We start from the raw sequence: 17,112 nt of genomic DNA on the forward strand, positions 1-17,112 counted from the left end.
TCTCTGAATTATGTGTCGCAACTTAATTCTGGCGCATTTGACGCCGTATCGTAGGGGGGCGTCCATCACATCACTGGATACCGGCGTTCGCCGGTATCACGGTGCTAAGGGAGGCCGCTTCGTAATGAATAAGCAGCGACGAAGCCTCCCCGTCCCCCACGCACAATCGTCTTCCTGGCGCATGTCAGGCCAGCGGCTTTAAATACCGCCGTTGGTGGGGGAGGCCGCATAATAATGAATTGACTATGATTGCTCTGACAGCTTCAGCAAAGCAAAGTCACACTTTCAGACCACAACGCAGAAGCTTTATTTGTGCCCATTCAGGCAGTGAATTTCACCTGCAGGTCGGCGTCGACTTGTTCCTGTATTCTTGGGCTTTGCATTTGGAGGTTTTCCTCTGTAGGCCTTGAAATCATAGGATCCTAGAGATTTTGCTCTATGACTGGTCTGAACAGTTGGTGCTTAACGTGCTCTGCTGCACAATTTAAGTGAGATCAACCTTACCTGCCCGGTCTGAGTTGGGTAAGATTCGCAGCAAACAGTGAACATCTGTACGCTAAATCCGTTGCGGTGGGAGTAAGCAGTGACCCAACTTCTCGAAGATCTGCACCTGGTAGATCTGATTCAGGACCAAATCAAGGCGCTGCCGGAGCAGCCGGCCATCTCCTACCGCGAGAAGGGAGAGTGGCATGCCATCAGCTGGCGTGTGCTGGGCGAAAGGTTGACTCAGTTGGCTAGGGTGATGATCCACCTTGGGATCGAGACCCAGGACAAAGTGGCGATCTTTGCCCAAAACTCCGACCGCTGGGCAATGACGGATCTTGCGGCCATGCAGTGTCGTTCCGTTGTTGTGCCCATCTACCCCACCAATACCGCAGATCAGGCCAGATACATCATCAATGATGCCGGAGCCAAGCTGCTGTTTGTGGGCGATCAGGAGCAGTATGACAAGGCGTTGGAAGTGGCGGCGCAGTGTCCGACCCTGACCAACATCGTGCTGATGAAACCCTCTATCAGCAAAGCCGACTGTCCTGTGGTTCAGCACTACTTCCATGAGCTTCTGGAGTATGACGTCGAGTACTGCCAGGCTCAGCACCAAGAGCGACTCGATGGGCGCAGCCTGGATGATCTGCTGACCCTGATCTACACCTCAGGGACCACAGGCGAGCCTAAAGGGGTGATGCTGGATTACCGCAACTTCGCCAGCACCACCAGGCAGCACTCCCGTATTCTGAGCTTCAACGCGGGCGAGCGCTCCCTGGCCTTCCTGCCTCTGTCTCATGTGTTTGAGCGGGGCTGGACTCTGTTTGCCCTGGGTCGAGGCGCTCACGTGGGCTTCCTGGAGAACCCTGCCGATGTGCAGAAGGCGTTGACCGAATTCAAACCGGCGGTGATGTGTGCCGTGCCGCGATTCTATGAAAAGGTGTACAGCGCTGTGGCCGACAAGGTAGGCAAGGCGCCTGCCCCCCGTCGCTTCCTGTTCTATTGGGCTCTGCGCCAGGGCCGCATTCGCTTCGAGGCGGCCAACAATGGTCAGCGATCGAATCCACTGCGTCAGCAACTGATAAAGCTGGCCGACAAGTTGGTGCTGTCCAAGCTCCGAGATGTATTGGGTGGAGAGATTCGCTTTATGCCCTGTGGGGGTGCCAAGCTCGATGACGTGGTTCACGAGTTCTTCCAGTCCGTGGGCATTACTTTGCTTTGCGGTTATGGCATGACAGAAACCACGGCCACCGTCAGCTGCGGATTGCCTGGCTCCATACGCCTGAAGGGTAACGGTCGTCCCATGCCTGAGGTTCAGGTGAAGATTGGCAAGGATGACGAGATCCTGGTGAAGGGCGACACGGTCATGAAAGGCTACTACAACCGCCCCGAGGAGACCGCTGAGGTGTTTGAGGATGGTTGGATGAAGACCGGTGACGCCGGCCTCCTGGACGACGAGGGACACCTTCACATTACCGATCGCATCAAGGAGCTGATGAAGACCTCCAACGGTAAGTACATTGCGCCTCAGCGGGTCGAAGGGATGGTAGCCCGAGATCCTCTGATCGAGCAGGTGGCGGTGGTGGCCGAAGCCCGTAACTATGTGTCTGCGCTGATTGTGCCGGCCTTCGAATCTCTGGAGAGCTGGGCCAAGGAGAAAGGCATCAAGTATAAGGATCAGCTGGAGCTGATTCAGCACTCCGACGTGGTGGAGCACTTCGAGCAGCGTCTGAAGGAGGTACAGCAGGAGCTGGCCAAGTTCGAACAGGTGAAGAAATTCACCTTGCTGCCCCGAGAGTTCTGCATGAAGCGTGGCGAATTGACCCCGACTCTGAAGCTGAGACGCAAGGTGATCAACGAACGGTTTGCCGAAGAGATTGATGCCATGTACAGCAAAGCCAAGAAGCTGGTCGAGCGTAAGAAGGCGTCGATGAAGTAATACCGGTGTCAATCACTTCGGTCTGAGCACAGCGCTTGACGAAGAGGGTGCCTCACAGGCACCCTTTTTTGTGCATAGAAAAGGAGTTGCCATGCATACCATTACCCTGAGTCCCAGGTTTTCTGAAACCGATGCCCTGGGTCACATCAACAACACTGTGGTGCCTGTTTGGTTTGAAGAGGCCCGCACGCCCATCTTTCGCTGCTTCGTTCCCAGCCTTGACCACAGAGAGTGGAATCTGATCCTGGCTGGATTCAAGGTGGACTATCTTCTGCCAACCTATTACGGCCAGGACGTGGTGATCACCACAGGGGTCAACCAGGTGGGCAACAGCTCATTGAAGATTTGGCACCAGGCCTCCCAGGGGGGAAAGGTGGTGGCCAGAGCCGAAGTGGCCATGGTCCACTATGACTATGGCGAAGAGAAGCCGGTGCGCATACCCGATGAGATTCGTGAGGCCCTGGGGCCGCTGCTGGGGGATAAGCCATGGATTGAGCCCAGCCATTTCACTGAGTGAAAAGGGCATCAAAAAAGCGGCCAGTTGGCCGCTTTTTTTAGAAACTTGAAAGCTTGAGGTGGCTGAAGTCTTCAATCACCTGATGCTTGCCTTGTCGCACCGAGTCGGAGCGAACGATCTGGCAGGTTTTCAGGCCGGCGGCCTTGGCGGCATTGAGCTCTTCCAGGCTGTCGGAGATGAACAGGATCAGGTTGGGCCACATGCTGATGGTGTTGATGATGTTGCGGTAGGCCTGAGACTCCACCTTCTGACCCACGTGGGTATCGAAGTGGCCATGGAACATGTTGCGCAGGTCGCCAAACTGACTGTGCTGGAACAGCAGTTCCTGTGCTTCTGTAGAACTGGAGGAGTAGCTGTAGATGCGCGTGCCCTGCTGTTTGAGGGACTTCAGGGCTTCCATGGCATCGGGGTAGATGTGGCCTTCCAGCGCACCTTTCTGATAGCCCTGGCGCCAGATCATCCCCTGGATAGTTTTAAGGGGGGTGGCCTTCTTATCCTGGGCGATCCATTCCAGCAGGATCTCAACGACGCGAGGCAGGTCTGCATCGGGTTCGCCAGCCAACTCCTTGACGTCATCGATACAGTGGGAAACCACCACGTGGTCTTGATTGTCTTCGATAAACTTAGCCATCTCATTGGCTGAGTAAGAAAACAACACTTTCTGAATGAAGTCGTAATCCGTGGTGGTACCGGCGGTGTCTACGATAACGGCTTGAATTCCCATAGTCCCTACAATAAATAAAGTCGCATCAGCGCAAATTTTAGCGCCGAGGCGTGTTCAATGCCAGCTTTAACTTAACCCATTCGTACTACTTTTCCGCCCTTGTAGACCGCTTTGCAGGGGCGGTTGCCGTATTGCCAGGCCAGTTCAGCGGGGTGGCCGATGGCCCACTGAGCCAGATCGGCCTCCATACCGACTTTGAGCTGCCCCACACGGTCACCGACGCCGAGGGCGCGGGCGCCGTTGCGGGTGACGCCGGCCAGGGCTTCAGCCGGGGTGAGGCCAAATAGGGTGCAGGCCATATTGATCATCAGCAGGGTGGAGCACAGGGGGGAACTGCCCGGGTTGAAATCCGACGCGACGGCCATGGGGACGCCGTACTGGCGCAGCAGGTCGATGGGGGGCTTGCGGGTCTCTCTGAGGAAGTAGAAGGCACCGGGGAGAATCACGGCGACGGTGCCGGACTCGGCCAGGGCCTGAACACCCTCTTCATCCAGGCACTCGATATGGTCGACCGACAGCGCCTGATAACGGGCGGCCAGCTTGCTGCCACCCATGTTGGACAGCTGCTCGGCGTGCAATTTCACCGGAAGCTGGTACTCCTGGGCCTTGCGGAACACCTGCTCCGTCTGCTCCAGGTCGAAGGCGATGTTTTCACAGAACACATCCACGGCGTCGGCCAGTTTGTCGGCGGCGATGGCGGGAATCATCTCATCGCACACCAGGTCCACATAGGCCTGTTCCTTGCCCTTGTAGTCGGCAGGCACGGCGTGGGCACCGAGGAAGGTGGTGTGGACATCCAAGGGGTGAACCTCGCCCAGGTAGCGGGCCAGGCTCAGCATCTTATGCTCGGTTTCGGTATCCAGCCCGTATCCCGATTTGATCTCTACCCGGGTCACGCCCTCAGCCAGCAGCGCGTTGAGGCGCTCGCGCCCCAGCTGGAACAGGGTTTCCCTGTCCGCGTCCCGAGTGGCCTTGACCGTGGAAAGGATGCCGCCACCCTGGCGGGCGATCTCTTCGTAGGTCGCGCCGTTAAGCCTGGCCTCGAACTCGCTGGCCCGGGTGCCGGCAAACACCAGGTGGGTATGGCAGTCCACCAAGCCTGGGGTCAGCCACTGGCCGTTGCCCTTGACCACCGGAATGGAGAGGGGGTCAAACTCGGGCAGTTCAGAGCGCGGGCCCACCCAGGCAATTTGGCCATCTTTGACTGCCAGGGCGGCGTCCTCAATCTCACCATAGCTGCCTGATCTGTCTGGATCCATGGTGGCCAGATTGATGTCAATCCAAAGCTGATCCCACTCCATTTCGCGCTCCTTGGGCTCAAATTATCTATGGGCATTCTGGCAATCTTTGCTTGTATATACAAGTTGTCTGTGTCATTTTTGATCGAAGAAACCACCCTGGGAGCCCACATTGGCCGCACCAAAATTCATTGAAATTAAGCAGCACCTCACCGAGCTGATTGAGCAGGGAGCCTTGGCCGAGCACGCCAAGGTGCCTTCGGAGAACGCCCTGGCCGGACAGTTTGAGTGTAGTCGGATGACCGCGCGTCGGGCCCTCACCGAGCTGGTGGAGCAGGGGGTGCTGGTGCGCAGTCAGGGGCAGGGGACCTTTGTGGCGTCCCTAAAGTCTCAGGGATCTATGCTGACCATTCGTAACATTGCCGATGAGGTGAAGGGGCGGGGCAAGGACCACAGGGTGAAGGTGCTGGCCAAAACCCGGCTGGCTGTGGACACCGAGGTGGCCATCGCTCTGGGCCTGACACCAGGAACCGAAGTGGGCCACACCGCCCTGTTGCACCTGGAGGAGGGGCTGCCGATGCAGCTGGAGCACCGTTACGTCAACTTGGCGCTGGTGCCTGGATACCTGGATCAGGATTTTGCCCTGCAGACGCCCCATGAGTACCTGAGTCAGGTTGCGCCCCTGACCGAAGCCCACCACGAGGTGGAGGCGGTGGTGGTGGACAAGGCCACCGCAGAGTTGCTGCAACTGGGGCCAAACGAGCCCTGTTTGAGAATTTTACGCCGCACCTGGAGTCGCTCCGGTGCGGTGAGCTTTGCCAGACTGACTCACCCTGGAAGCCGCTATCGGCTGGGTGGCCACCTGGTGATGGACAATTAGAACAGTGAGGAGATCACGATGAGCACCAACAAGGACACCGCAAGCCGCCTGGACGAGAGCCGGGTGATCCGTGCACCGCGAGGCACTGAACTGAACGCCAAGAGCTGGCAGACCGAAGCGCCCCTGCGGATGCTGATGAACAACCTGGATCCGGATGTGGCAGAGCACCCCCAGGGGCTGGTGGTGTACGGCGGCATCGGTCGCGCCGCCCGTAACTGGGAGTGCTTCGATCAGATCGTCGATACCCTGAAACGCCTGGAGTTGGATGAGACCCTGCTGGTTCAGTCTGGCAAGCCCGTGGGCGTGTTCAAAACCCACGAGAACGCCCCCCGGGTGCTGATCGCCAACTCCAACCTGGTGCCCCATTGGGCCAACTGGGAACACTTCAATGAGCTGGATAAGAAGGGCCTGGCCATGTACGGCCAGATGACCGCCGGCTCCTGGATCTACATCGGTACCCAGGGCATTGTGCAGGGCACCTATGAGACCTTCGTTGCCGTGGCCAAGAAGCACTTCGACGGAAAGGCTGCCGGTCGCTGGATCCTCACCGGTGGCCTGGGTGGCATGGGCGGCGCCCAGCCTCTGGCCGCCACCATGGCCAGTTTCTCCATGATCGCCGTTGAGTGTGATGAGACCCGCATCGATTTCCGTCTGCGTACCGGTTACGTGGATAAGAAAGCCTACAGCCTGGATGAGGCGATGGGGATGATCGACCAGGCCAAGGCGGAAGGTAAGCCGGTGTCTGTGGGCCTGCTGGCCAACGCCGCCGACATCTTCGGTGAGCTGGTGGAGAAGGGGATCACCCCGGATGTGGTCACCGACCAGACCTCTGCCCATGATCCGCTGAACGGTTACCTGCCCCAGGGCTGGACCATGGCTCAGGCCGCCGAGATGCGCCTGACCGATGAGGCTGCGGTGGTGAAGGCGGCCAAGGCCTCCATGGCGGTTCAGGTTCAGGCGATGCTGGACCTGCAGGCGCGCGGTGCCGCGACCCTGGATTACGGCAACAACATTCGTCAGATGGCGCTGGAAGAGGGGGTGAAGAACGCCTTCGACTTCCCCGGTTTCGTGCCGGCCTACATCCGCCCGCTGTTCTGCGAAGGCATTGGTCCCTTCCGCTGGGTGGCCCTGTCCGGTGATCCAGAGGATATCTATAAGACCGACCAGAAGGTGAAGGAGCTGATCCCCGATGACCCGCACCTGCACAACTGGCTGGACATGGCTCGCGAGCGCATCCACTTCCAGGGCCTGCCTGCCCGTATCTGCTGGGTGGGTCTGAAAGATCGTGCCCGCCTGGGACGTGCCTTCAACGAGATGGTGAAAAACGGTGAACTGAAAGCCCCTGTGGTGATCGGCCGTGACCACCTGGATTCTGGCTCCGTGGCGTCCCCCAACCGGGAAACCGAAGGGATGATGGACGGGTCCGATGCCGTATCCGATTGGCCTCTGCTGAACGCCATGCTCAACACCGCAGGTGGTGCCACCTGGGTGAGCCTGCACCACGGCGGGGGTGTGGGTATGGGCTTCTCCCAGCACTCCGGCATCGTCATCCTGTGTGACGGCAGTGAAGAGGCCGACACCCGCATCAGTCGCGTGCTGTGGAATGACCCGGCCACAGGTGTCATGCGTCACGCCGACGCCGGTTATGACATTGCCAAAAACTGTGCCCGTGAGCAGGGCCTGGATCTGCCCATGGAGAACAAATGATGCTGGAACTGACCCTGAACCCGGGCCAGCTGACTCTGGCCCAGCTGCGCAGCATCGATCAGCAACGGGTTAAGCTGACCCTGGCTGACAGCGCCTACGCCGCCATCGACAAGAGTGCCGCCACCGTGCAGCAGGTGATCGATGAGGACCGCGTGGTCTATGGCATCAATACCGGTTTTGGTCTGCTGGCCAACACCCGCATCGGCAAAGACGACCTGGCGCTGCTGCAGCGCTCCATCGTATTGTCCCATGCCGCCGGTACCGGTGAGCCCATGAGCGACAGCGCCGTGCGTTTGATGATGGTGCTGAAGATCAACTCCCTGGCCCGGGGCTTCTCCGGCATCCGCCGTGAGGTGATCGATGCCCTGATCGCCCTGGTGAATGCCGAGGTTTACCCCATAGTGCCTGAGAAGGGCTCTGTGGGTGCCTCCGGCGACCTGGCCCCCCTGTCCCATATGGTGCTGCCACTGCTGGGTGAGGGCGAGGTGCGTTATCACGGCGAGATCATCGACGCCGCCACCGGCCTGACCAAGGCGGGGCTGAGCCCCATGGAGCTGGCGCCCAAGGAGGGTCTGGCCCTGCTCAACGGCACTCAGGCGTCCACCGCTCTGGCGCTACAGGGGCTGTTCCGTGCCGAAGACCTGTGGGCCGGCGCGTCTGTGGTGGGAGCCATGAGTGTCGAAGCGGCTCTGGGCAGCCGTCGCCCCTTCGATGCCCGCATCCACGAAGTACGCGGTCAACGGGGTCAGATGGACTCTGCGGCGGTGTTCCGTCACCTGCTGGATGAGAACTCTGAGCTGGGTGACAGCCACGCTGGCTGTGAGAAGGTGCAGGATCCCTACTCCCTGCGTTGCCAGCCCCAGGTGATGGGCGCCTGTCTGACCCAGATCCGTCAGGCGGCCGAGGTGTTGCTGGTGGAGTCCAATGGCGTCACCGACAATCCCCTGGTGTTTGCCGACGAGGGTGACATCATCTCCGGCGGTAACTTCCATGCCGAGCCGGTGGCCATGGCGGCAGACAACCTGGCCATCGCCATCGCCGAGATTGGCGCCCTGGCGGAGCGTCGTATCGCCCTGCTGATCGACCGTAACCTTTCCGGCCTGCCGCCTTTCCTGGTGGACAACGGCGGGGTGAACTCCGGCTTTATGATTGCCCAGGTGACCGCAGCGGCCCTGGCCAGTGAGAACAAGACCCTGGCCCATCCCGCTTCCGTAGACAGCCTGCCCACCTCGGCCAACCAGGAGGACCACGTCTCCATGGCCACCTTCGCCGCCCGCCGTCTGCGGGAGATGGCGGAGAACAGCCGAGGCGTGCTGGCGGTGGAACTGCTGGCGGCGGCCCAGGGCCTGGATTTCCGCAAGCCGCTGAAGGCCAGCACCCAGGTGGAGCAGGCCAAGGCGCAGCTGCGTCAACGGGTCAGTTTCTACGACAAGGACAGGTACTTCGCCCCGGACATTACCCGGGCCACCGAGTTGTTGTTTGAAGCGGGTTACAACACCCTGTTGCCCCAAGGGGTTCTTCCTAGCCTATAATCTAGGCAGGCTAGCCGATAATTGAGACAAGCCCCGCATCTGCGGGGCTTTTTTCTAGTTGGCTCTGCCAGTATTCTGGAGTCATTACCCTATTGGTGGACCCCCTCGTGGAACAAGAGATTAAGAATGAGATGCGTCACTGGCTTGCCCAGTGGCTGACCAGCATGGACATGCCCACCAAGGGGGATGACCCCATTACCGTGGTGGTTCTGGCGGTGATCGCCCTGGTCACTGCGCTGTTGGTGTATGGGCTGTTTATGCGAGTGCTGGTCAGCGGGGCACGCAAGGTGATCGCCCGCAATACCGCCTGGTCCGTGCCAGTTCAACAGTTCAGGGTGCTGGAGAAACTGGCGCAGATCGCGCCCATCGTGGTGCTGGATCTGTTCTCGCCCATGGTGCTGAGCCTATGGCCCACCTGGCAGAACCTGGTCTCCCGGGCCCTGGAACTGATCATGCTGGTGATGGTGCTCAGGGTGTTCTTCGGGATGCTGGATATCGTGCGGGTGCTGATCGCCACCCGTCCTGAGGGGCGCAGGCTGCCGGTGCAGAGCATCGTCCAACTGACCAAGCTGTTCCTGTTCATTGTCGGCCTGATCCTGTTTGTCGGCATCCTGCTGGATAAGTCGCCGCTCTACCTGCTCTCCGGCTTGGGTGTGGCCACCGGTCTGGTGATGTTGGTGTTCCGTGACACCATCTTAGGGTTTGTGGCCGGCATCCAGTTGGCCGCCAACCGCCTGGTCAGTCCGGGAGATTGGATCGAGATGGCCAAGTACGGTGCCGACGGTGAGGTGCTTGAGGTCACCCTGACGACGGTCAAGGTGCAGAACTGGGACATGACCATCACCATGATCCCCGCCTATGCGCTGACCACGGACTCTTTCCGAAACTGGCGTGGAATGCAGGAGTCCGGAGGGCGGCGCATCAAACGTTCCGTGCTGCTGGATGTGAATTCCGTGAAATTTGTGGATGAAACTCTGTTGGCCAAACTCAAGGAGATCAGCTTGCTGGCGCCCTACCTGGCGCAAAAGCATTCGGAGTTGGCCGAGGCCAATGCCGGGCGTGAGGACATGGCGATGACGGTGAACGGCCGTCGCCTGACCAACCTGGGGTGCCTGCGGGCCTACCTGGATGCCTACCTTCAGGCCAGCAGCCACCTGCGGCCGGAGATGACCATGATGGTGCGTCAACTGGCCCCCAGTGAACTTGGGCTTCCCTTGGAGATCTACTGCTTTACCAATGACACCCGCTGGCCGGTGTATGAGGGGATCCAGGCGGACATCTTCGATCACCTGTTTGCCATACTGCCGGAGTTTGAGCTTAAGCCGATGCAGCGGCCCACAGGCGAGGATTTTGCCCGGGCCGCGGTTCACTCCTCGTAACGGGGCACCGGCTGGGGATATTTGCCTGGGATAGCGCGGAAGAAGTCGAGGATGGTGTTCATGTCCTCGACGATGTTCTCTCCGGCCATCAGCGGAGGGCGGATCACCACCCGGCGCTCCTTGAAGTCCAGCCCGGCGCAGTAGATGGGCACCTGGGCCTGGCGGGCGATGTGATAGAAGCCGGTTTTCCATCGGGAGACCGGCTTTCTTGTGCCTTCCGGCGCCAGGGCAAGGATGAAGTTGTCCTGGGTGGCGAACAACTCGACGGCGGTGCTGACCAGGTTGTTCTGTTTGCCGCGGTTGACCGGGAAGCCCCCCAGGGCCCGGAACAGCCAGCCGGTGGGCCAGCGAAACAGCTGGTGCTTGCCGATGAAGTTGGCGCTCATGCCCAGGGCCCACTGGGCCAGCATCCCCAGGGGGAAGTCCCAGTTACTGGTGTGAGGACCAACGATAACGATGTAGCGCCCGCGGGCAGGTATCTCGCCCTCGATGGTCCAGCCAAGCCGTTTGAGCAGCCAAGCGGAGAAAGATTGCCTCATAGTGGTCAGGTGGTTAGTGTCTGATGCATAGTGTATTGAGTATACCAATTGGGAAAAGTGCCCCAAAACGGGCCAATACAGGGAGGAGTGGAATGAAGCGTGTGGTGATAGGGCTGATGGCCCTGCTATTCAGTGCGGGCCTGTGGGCCAACGAGGCGGAGATCCGACAGGTGCTGGAGCAGCAGCGTCAGGCCTGGAACCAGGGAGACATTCCCGGCTATATGCAGGGTTACTGGCACAGCGACCAACTGAGGTTTATCTCCGGCGGCAAGATCAAGTACGGCTGGGATACCACCCTCAAGGGGTATCTGAATCGCTATCCGGACGCCGCCACCATGGGTCAGCTGCAGTTTGAGCTGGAGTCGGTGCAGTTGCTGGCGGAGGATGCCGCCCTGGTGGTTGGCCGCTGGACACTGATCCGTGAAAAGGATCAGCCTGGAGGCGAGTTCACCCTGATATTTCGCAAGCTGGAGGGGCAGTGGCGCATCGTCCACGACCACACCAGTTAGTGCCCCTGGTGTTGCTCCTCGCCATGAAGATGATCACTGGCGCCGCTGTGGCCGTGGTCCGGATGGGCCACCATTAACAGCACCAGGAACAGCAATCCCAGGCCGCCGCCAATCCAGTGGGCGGAGTTGATGGCCGGCAGGCCGCCATGGTGATGATCATGATCGTGGCTGTGTCGTTCATGGGGGCGATGCCAGAGTACATGAAGGATGGAGCCGGTAACGAAGGACTGCAGGTAGACGATGTGGGTGGCGGTCATGTGGTGCAGCAGTTCGGGTCCCAATTTGTACCCGATCAGGGTGGCGGCCATCATCAGTCCGAGTACGCCAACGGCGATCAGTCGTCCGTAGGCGGGACGCAGCAGCCACCATACCGCCAAGCCGGCAGGCATCCGGTGGAGGATAATGCCGAAGGCCAGCAGCAGCGGGCCCTGCTCGTTGGCCGCCATAAACAGAGCACTGCCATCAGTGACCGCGTGCAGTAGCAGGCCAAACACCCCGAGGGCGACGGTCAGGTTATGGGCAAAGGCGGAGTGCCTTTTAAACAGTTTCTCTGACAGGGTTGGGCCAAACAGCCCCAGAAGAACAAAGAGGATTGCCGGCAGTCCCCCTAGAGTGACCACCTGGGGCAGGACGTCGAACAGCACCAGGCCACCCAGAGAGACCATCACGAAGGCGCCGATGGCGGTGATGATTCCGGTCCAGTTTTTCAGACCATGGTGGAGAATGGGGCCGACGGCCAGGATCAGCAGACTGGCGATCAAGTAGTTCATAAATGATAACTGTTCTCAATTGGGGTGCGTACGTTAACCTGTCCTGTTAACGAAGTCCAGCAACAAAAGGGGTTGCCTGCCCCTTTGTTTGTCATAGCTGCCTAGAGGTAGTTGGTCAGGTCCAACTTGTAGTCTCTTGGGTCGATCGCCTTGACGATGGAATCATTGTGCTTCTCCAGCTCAATCTCCGACTGCATCACATGGGTATGGCTCTTCAGGTTGTACACCACCTTCACCAGAGGTTTGGTGGGCTTTCTGTCCTGAGTCTCCATGACGATGCCCACCCTGCCGCTGGCAAGCTCAACCATACAGCCGTTGGGGTAGACGCCCAGGGTCTGGATGAACTTCACCACCAGGTTCTTATCCAGGGCGTGAGGAGTCATCTCCAGCAGGCGTTTCAGGGCCAGGGTGGGGGCCATCCCCTTGTGGTAGACCCGGTCGGCGGTCATGGCGTCATAGATGTCGCAGATGGCCACCATACGGCCCGCCATGGAGATCTGCTCTCCCTTGAGGCCCATGGGGTAGCCCGTGCCGTCCAGCTTCTCATGGTGCATGGCAGCGACATCCAGGCTGACCTTGCTGATGCCGGGAGTGGCGGCGATGATGGTGCGGCTGTGGGCCGCGTGGCTCTTCATCACCTCGAACTCCTCTGGGGTCAGTTTGCCCGGCTTGTTGAGGATCTCTTCGGGAATACGGACCTTGCCAATATCGTGCAGCAGGGAGCCCACACAGAGCTGATGCAGTGTGGTGCCGCTGATCCCCAGGGCTCTGGCGAACAGGGTCATCAGGATGGTCACTCCCAGTGAATGTTCCAGAAGATAATCATCCTTATCCTTGATCAGGCGCAGGCAGGCCAGGGCGCTGGGGTTACGGAATACGCTTCCGATAAACTCATCCGCCATGGCGTTCACCGGCTGCAGGTCGATCTTCTGTCCCAGCTTGACGTCGGACATCAGCCTGGATTGCAGCTTCTTGGCCTGGTTGAGCAGTTTCTTTGCCCTGGGAAGTTCACTCTTGAGACTGGCTTTGCTTGGGGCCGGGGCTTTGACTTTGGCCGCCGCGCAGGTAGCACTGGCGGGTGCCTGTTTGGATTTGCTGGGATCGATGATGATGCGCTCCACCCCGAGGTTGCGCAGAACCCCCAGGACCGAGGGGTCCTGGATATAGCCTTTCTGTACCATGGACAGTGACGGATGATCTGGGATGCTCTCCACATACATGCCCAGCGCCAGCTGCTCTATCGGGATGATTTTCATCTTGTTATCGTATTCTTCTTCCTTACGGGCGACCCTGATTCGGTCTCCGGTTCTCAGTTACCTTAACCACTGACGCGATGAGATCAACTCTCCCACGAGTGTTTAACGGCGATTTGTAATTTGCCTAAGTTTGCTGAGCGTCATTCCCGCCATTATCTGCCATTGTTAACGCAAAAAAAATGTTAATTAAGCGGTATTTGACCGATAAGCGCCAGTAAAGCAGAGATTCAGTTCGCGAATACGGTAACTTTTGCTTACCTTGTAATCAGGTGCCCGCCAGGAGGCCAGGTGAAGAGTCCCGTTTAGAGGGCTGGGTTGTATCAAAGGAGTGACCATGACGGCGCAGGACATCAGATTATTGGGGGAGCTGGAAAATCACGCCCAAAAGCAGTGGAATCACCTGCTCAACATGCTCAGCCAGGTAACCGGCTTACCCGGGGCCTACCTTTCCCGCTGTGACACCGAGAATATGAAGATCCTGGCCACCAGTGACGGCTGCCCGCCGTTAACCTCCCCCGGGGATAAGTTTCCCATCGTCGACCTCTACTGTGAGCAGGTGATGAAAACCGGTTCGTCTCTGGCGGTAGACAACGCCTGGGAGGAGCCGATGTGGGTCAACGGCCGGGAAACCCAGGTAGGGGTGCTCAGCTATCTGGGGTTGCCGGTGCGTCAGCCCGATGGCTGTCTGTTTGGCACCCTGTGTATCTATGATCTGGTATCTCAGGACCACATTCATCAGTGGCAGGCGCTGTTGCAGTCAGTGGTGAACATCATCGAGTCGGATCTGAATCTGCTTGAGTTGGGGAAAGCCCTGGCCAACGACAGTGTCACCGATCCTCTGACCAACCTACTCAATCGCCGAGGCATGGAGAGTCGTCTGGAAGAGTTGCTGTCTTTGGGGGGGCGTCTGGCGGCCAAATCACCGGGCAAGATGGTGCTGGGGATGATGATGCTGGATATCGACCGCTTTAAGCAGGTGAACGATACCTATGGCCACATCACAGGGGATGAACTGCTGTGCCACTTCTCTGCTCTGCTCAAAGGGGCGGTACGCAAAGAGGATCTGGTGGTGCGCTGGAGTGGTGAGGAGTTTCTGGTGCTGATTCCCGGAATCGACATCAAGAATTTGGCCGGACTGGCTGAGAAGATTCGCCTGCTGGCCATGGCTTCCCCCCTGCCAACCTCGCCCGAGGCGCTCACCTTCACCGTTTCCGTGGGTTATGGCGGCTGGAACCGCACCAGCATGGAGCCTGAAATGCTGGAGCGGCTGGACAGTCATCTGCTCAGGGCGAAGGGGCTTGGGCGCAACCGTTGCTGCGGTGAACCACTGCTTCAGTGAGGCCGGTCAGGACGGTAAAACTCGAACAGGCCAAACAGCAACACACGCCCGCTGGCCGCCAGCCCGTGCTGGCGAATCACCAGGGTTACCGCGGCCAGGCTCACGTGGGCCGCCAGGGTCAGCAGCAGCAACAGAGCCAGATACTCACCCAGGGGTAAAGGGGTGATCAGGTTCAGTATCATCAGCACCCAGGCCACCAGGGTGGCGCCGCGGCCCAGTTTAAACAGAGATTTCATCATTCACTCTCCCGCTGAAACAGTCGATAGGCCACCTGGCCTGCCACTTTCTCCTTGAGCAGTGTCCAGTGGGGAGGAATCTCCTCCAGGCTCAGCTCAGATTCGGTTTCCACATAGATAAGGGCATGATCTGCCAGCCAGTTCTCCTGCTCCAGCAGGGCCAGAACCGGTGCCACCAGTCCCTGACGGAAGGGGGGATCCACAAACACCAGATCCTGAGGCTGCCCCCCTTGTTGCAGCAGGGCGCGGGTATCACCCTGGATCACCCTGGCGTTGTCGGCGCCCAGTGTGGTCAGGTTGCGCTTGAGCTGAGAGGCGGCCCCTTTATCCAGTTCCATCAGGGTGACGCTGGCGGCGTAACGGGACAGCGCTTCCAGCCCCAGGGCACCGCTGCCGGCGAAGCAGTCCAGGACCCGGGCATCCAGGGTGTCGCCCTGAAGCCAGTTAAACAGAGTTTCCCTGACCCGATCTGTGGTGGGGCGCAGCCCCTGGAGGTCTGAGACCGGCAGTTTTCGGCCGCGAAAACGACCGCTGATGATGCGGACCTGACCACTGCCACCTTGGGTGGATGTGCGGGATTTGGGGTTTCGCGAGCCTCTGGCCATGGATTCCTCGGTTTTTGCTGCGTTTGTGGTTAGACTATGGCGCTTGAAAAACTCGCTATTGTAGCAGGGGCTCTGCCCCAAGCCTAACCACAGCGGGACCCGAACATCAGTAAAGGTTTAAGAGATGGCGAAAGGCATTTTTTCCTGGTTTAGCCGTAACAAAGACGAGAAGCACGACGAGGTTGAGCAGCAGCCCGAGCAGGCCGCACCCGCTCCCTCCGACTCTGAGCAGGCGCCTCAGGTTTCTCAAGATGAATCCAACGAGCCACAAGCTGCTGAAAAGCCAGCAGAGGTAGAGCCCAAGGCCGAAGAGGTGCAACCCCAGGTGGAGGTTGAATCTAAGTCTGAGGAGCAGCCTCAACTTGAGGCCGAGCCCGAGGTTGAGCCTGAGGCAGAGCCAGTTGTCGAAGTGGTTGCTGCTGAGCCCGAGCACGAGCCTGAGCCCGAGCACGAGCCTGAGCCCGAGCACGAGCCTGAGCCTGAGCCTGAGCCTGAGCCCGAGCTTGAGCCGGAAGCAGAGCCGGAGGAGGAGAAGGGAGGCTTCTTTGCTCGTCTCAAGGCGGGGCTGAAGAAGACCCGGGAGAACATCGGCGGCGGCTTCCTGGCCCTGTTCCGCGGCAAGAAGATCGACGATGAACTGTTCGAGGAGCTGGAGACCCAGCTGCTGCTGGCGGACGTGGGGGTGGAAACCACCAGCCGCATCATCGACAGCCTGACTGAGCGCGCCAGCTTCGGTGAACTCAAGGATAGCGATGCCCTGTTCACTCACCTCAAGGGTGAGCTGGGAACCACCCTGGAGAAGGTGGACCAGCCCCTGGTGATCGACAACCCGGATGGCCCCTTTGTCATCCTGATGGTCGGGGTGAATGGTGTGGGCAAGACCACCACCATCGGTAAGCTGGCCAAACAGTTCCAGGCTGAAGGCAAGTCGGTGATGCTGGCGGCGGGTGATACCTTCCGTGCGGCGGCCGTGGAGCAGTTGCAGGTCTGGGGGGAGCGCAACAATATCCCCGTCGTCGCCCAGCACACCGGTGCCGACAGTGCCTCGGTGATTTTCGATGCCCTGCAGGCCGCCAAGGCCCGTGGTGTCGACGTGCTGATCGCCGATACCGCCGGCCGTCTGCAGAACAAGGCCCACCTGATGGATGAACTGAAGAAGATCGTCCGGGTGATGAAGAAGCTGGATGAGAAGGCGCCCCATGAGGTGATGCTGACTCTGGATGCCAGCACCGGCCAGAACGCCATCAGCCAGGCCCAGCTGTTTGATGAGGCGGTCTCCCTGACCGGCCTGACCCTGACCAAGCTGGATGGCACCGCTAAGGGAGGTGTGATCTTCGCACTTGCCGATAAGTTTGGTATTCCAGTACGTTACATTGGTGTGGGTGAGGGTATCGACGACCTGAGACCCTTCGACAGCTCCGCCTTTATCGAGGCACTGTTTACCGAGGATAACGAGTAA

The 17,112-nt window shown here is 59.4% G+C and carries 16 protein-coding genes; 9 read left to right on the forward strand and 7 right to left on the reverse strand.

The window, feature by feature from the left end:
- Positions 1-583 precede the first annotated feature (583 nt).
- Both ACN0RV_RS00005 and ACN0RV_RS00010 read left to right on the forward strand, forming a co-directional pair.
- Positions 584-2,422: an AMP-dependent synthetase/ligase gene (locus tag ACN0RV_RS00005; RefSeq protein WP_417344438.1), complete on the forward strand. Its 1,839-nt coding sequence runs from the start codon at positions 584-586 to the stop codon at positions 2,420-2,422.
- A gap of 91 nt (positions 2,423-2,513) precedes the next feature.
- A complete protein-coding gene (locus ACN0RV_RS00010) occupies positions 2,514-2,939 on the forward strand; it encodes an acyl-CoA thioesterase (protein WP_417344440.1) in 426 nt (141 codons plus the stop codon).
- 37 nt (positions 2,940-2,976) lie between these two features.
- Here ACN0RV_RS00010 and mtnC read toward each other — a convergent pair whose 3' ends face one another.
- Both mtnC and hutI read right to left on the reverse strand, forming a co-directional pair.
- Entirely contained in the window at positions 2,977-3,663 is a 687-nt protein-coding gene (gene mtnC / locus ACN0RV_RS00015) for an acireductone synthase (protein ID WP_417344442.1), read from the reverse strand.
- A 71-nt stretch (positions 3,664-3,734) separates the two neighbouring features.
- Complete coding sequence (gene hutI / locus ACN0RV_RS00020) at positions 3,735-4,964, reverse strand: imidazolonepropionase (protein ID WP_417344444.1); 1,230 nt, start codon at positions 4,962-4,964, stop codon at positions 3,735-3,737.
- Positions 4,965-5,073: 109 nt separating this feature from the next.
- Here hutI and hutC point away from each other — a divergent pair, with 109 nt between their 5' ends.
- From hutC to ACN0RV_RS00040, 4 genes are all read left to right on the forward strand, one after another.
- Positions 5,074-5,781 (forward strand): histidine utilization repressor, encoded by a 708-nt coding sequence (gene hutC, locus ACN0RV_RS00025; RefSeq protein WP_417344446.1) that lies wholly within the window; start codon positions 5,074-5,076, stop codon positions 5,779-5,781.
- Positions 5,782-5,799: 18 nt separating this feature from the next.
- Complete coding sequence (hutU, locus tag ACN0RV_RS00030; protein ID WP_417344447.1) at positions 5,800-7,488, forward strand: urocanate hydratase; 1,689 nt, start codon at positions 5,800-5,802, stop codon at positions 7,486-7,488.
- Positions 7,488-9,020 carry a histidine ammonia-lyase gene (hutH, locus tag ACN0RV_RS00035; RefSeq protein WP_417345364.1) on the forward strand — a complete coding sequence of 511 codons (1,533 nt, stop codon included), beginning with the start codon at positions 7,488-7,490 and terminating at the stop codon, positions 9,018-9,020. The genes hutU and hutH overlap by 1 nt, the downstream gene beginning before the upstream one ends.
- Before the next feature lie 119 nt (positions 9,021-9,139).
- The gene (locus ACN0RV_RS00040) at positions 9,140-10,399 is read left to right on the forward strand and encodes a mechanosensitive ion channel family protein (RefSeq protein WP_417345366.1); all 1,260 of its coding nucleotides are present in this window, start codon (positions 9,140-9,142) and stop codon (positions 10,397-10,399) included.
- Here ACN0RV_RS00040 and ACN0RV_RS00045 read toward each other — a convergent pair.
- A complete protein-coding gene (locus ACN0RV_RS00045) occupies positions 10,387-10,938 on the reverse strand; it encodes a lysophospholipid acyltransferase family protein (RefSeq protein WP_417344449.1) in 552 nt (183 codons plus the stop codon). The genes ACN0RV_RS00040 and ACN0RV_RS00045 overlap by 13 nt on opposite strands.
- A 92-nt stretch (positions 10,939-11,030) precedes the next feature.
- Here ACN0RV_RS00045 and ACN0RV_RS00050 point away from each other — a divergent pair, with 92 nt between their 5' ends.
- A complete protein-coding gene (locus ACN0RV_RS00050; RefSeq protein ID WP_417344451.1) occupies positions 11,031-11,447 on the forward strand; it encodes a YybH family protein in 417 nt (138 codons plus the stop codon).
- Here ACN0RV_RS00050 and ACN0RV_RS00055 read toward each other — a convergent pair.
- Together ACN0RV_RS00055 and ACN0RV_RS00060 are read right to left on the reverse strand one after the other, a co-directional pair.
- Entirely contained in the window at positions 11,444-12,217 is a 774-nt protein-coding gene (locus ACN0RV_RS00055) for a hypothetical protein (RefSeq protein ID WP_417344453.1), read from the reverse strand. The genes ACN0RV_RS00050 and ACN0RV_RS00055 overlap by 4 nt on opposite strands.
- A gap of 101 nt (positions 12,218-12,318) precedes the next feature.
- On the reverse strand, positions 12,319-13,473 hold the full coding sequence (locus ACN0RV_RS00060) for an HD-GYP domain-containing protein (RefSeq protein ID WP_417344454.1): 1,155 nt from the start codon (positions 13,471-13,473) through the stop codon (positions 12,319-12,321).
- A gap of 334 nt (positions 13,474-13,807) precedes the next feature.
- Between ACN0RV_RS00060 and ACN0RV_RS00065 the strand changes: the two genes are divergently transcribed.
- The gene (locus ACN0RV_RS00065) at positions 13,808-14,812 is read left to right on the forward strand and encodes a sensor domain-containing diguanylate cyclase (RefSeq protein WP_417344456.1); all 1,005 of its coding nucleotides are present in this window, start codon (positions 13,808-13,810) and stop codon (positions 14,810-14,812) included.
- On the opposite strand, the gene ACN0RV_RS00070 is transcribed toward ACN0RV_RS00065, so the two are convergent.
- Positions 14,806-15,048, reverse strand: a complete 243-nt coding sequence (locus ACN0RV_RS00070; protein ID WP_417344458.1) for a DUF1145 domain-containing protein — start codon at positions 15,046-15,048, stop codon at positions 14,806-14,808. The two genes, ACN0RV_RS00065 and ACN0RV_RS00070, sit on opposite strands and share 7 nt — an antisense overlap.
- Positions 15,048-15,653 carry a 16S rRNA (guanine(966)-N(2))-methyltransferase RsmD gene (gene rsmD, locus ACN0RV_RS00075; protein WP_417344459.1) on the reverse strand — a complete coding sequence of 202 codons (606 nt, stop codon included), beginning with the start codon at positions 15,651-15,653 and terminating at the stop codon, positions 15,048-15,050. Before rsmD ends, ACN0RV_RS00070 begins: the two co-directional genes overlap by 1 nt.
- 124 nt (positions 15,654-15,777) lie before the next feature.
- Between rsmD and ftsY the strand changes: the two genes are divergently transcribed.
- Entirely contained in the window at positions 15,778-17,112 is a 1,335-nt protein-coding gene (gene ftsY / locus ACN0RV_RS00080) for a signal recognition particle-docking protein FtsY (protein ID WP_417344461.1), read from the forward strand.

It is taken from the genome of Ferrimonas sp., from assembly GCF_048263965.1.
Classification (GTDB): domain Bacteria; phylum Pseudomonadota; class Gammaproteobacteria; order Enterobacterales; family Shewanellaceae; genus Ferrimonas.

Bases quoted from the DNA above. Each gene is read 5' to 3' on its own strand.
- ACN0RV_RS00010 (WP_417344440.1), top strand. From the start codon at position 2,514: ATGCATACCATTACCCTGAGTCCCAGGTTTTCTGAAACCGATGCCCTG.
- mtnC (WP_417344442.1), bottom strand. From the start codon at position 3,663: ATGGGAATTCAAGCCGTTATCGTAGACACCGCCGGTACCACCACGGAT.
- hutI (WP_417344444.1), bottom strand. From the start codon at position 4,964: ATGGAGTGGGATCAGCTTTGGATTGACATCAATCTGGCCACCATGGAT.
- hutU (WP_417344447.1), top strand. From the start codon at position 5,800: ATGAGCACCAACAAGGACACCGCAAGCCGCCTGGACGAGAGCCGGGTG.
- hutH (WP_417345364.1), top strand. From the start codon at position 7,488: ATGCTGGAACTGACCCTGAACCCGGGCCAGCTGACTCTGGCCCAGCTG.
- ACN0RV_RS00045 (WP_417344449.1), bottom strand. From the start codon at position 10,938: ATGAGGCAATCTTTCTCCGCTTGGCTGCTCAAACGGCTTGGCTGGACC.
- ACN0RV_RS00050 (WP_417344451.1), top strand. From the start codon at position 11,031: ATGAAGCGTGTGGTGATAGGGCTGATGGCCCTGCTATTCAGTGCGGGC.
- ACN0RV_RS00055 (WP_417344453.1), bottom strand. From the start codon at position 12,217: ATGAACTACTTGATCGCCAGTCTGCTGATCCTGGCCGTCGGCCCCATT.
- ACN0RV_RS00060 (WP_417344454.1), bottom strand. From the start codon at position 13,473: ATGAAAATCATCCCGATAGAGCAGCTGGCGCTGGGCATGTATGTGGAG.
- ACN0RV_RS00065 (WP_417344456.1), top strand. From the start codon at position 13,808: ATGACGGCGCAGGACATCAGATTATTGGGGGAGCTGGAAAATCACGCC.
- ACN0RV_RS00070 (WP_417344458.1), bottom strand. From the start codon at position 15,048: ATGAAATCTCTGTTTAAACTGGGCCGCGGCGCCACCCTGGTGGCCTGG.
- rsmD (WP_417344459.1), bottom strand. From the start codon at position 15,653: ATGGCCAGAGGCTCGCGAAACCCCAAATCCCGCACATCCACCCAAGGT.
- ftsY (WP_417344461.1), top strand. From the start codon at position 15,778: ATGGCGAAAGGCATTTTTTCCTGGTTTAGCCGTAACAAAGACGAGAAG.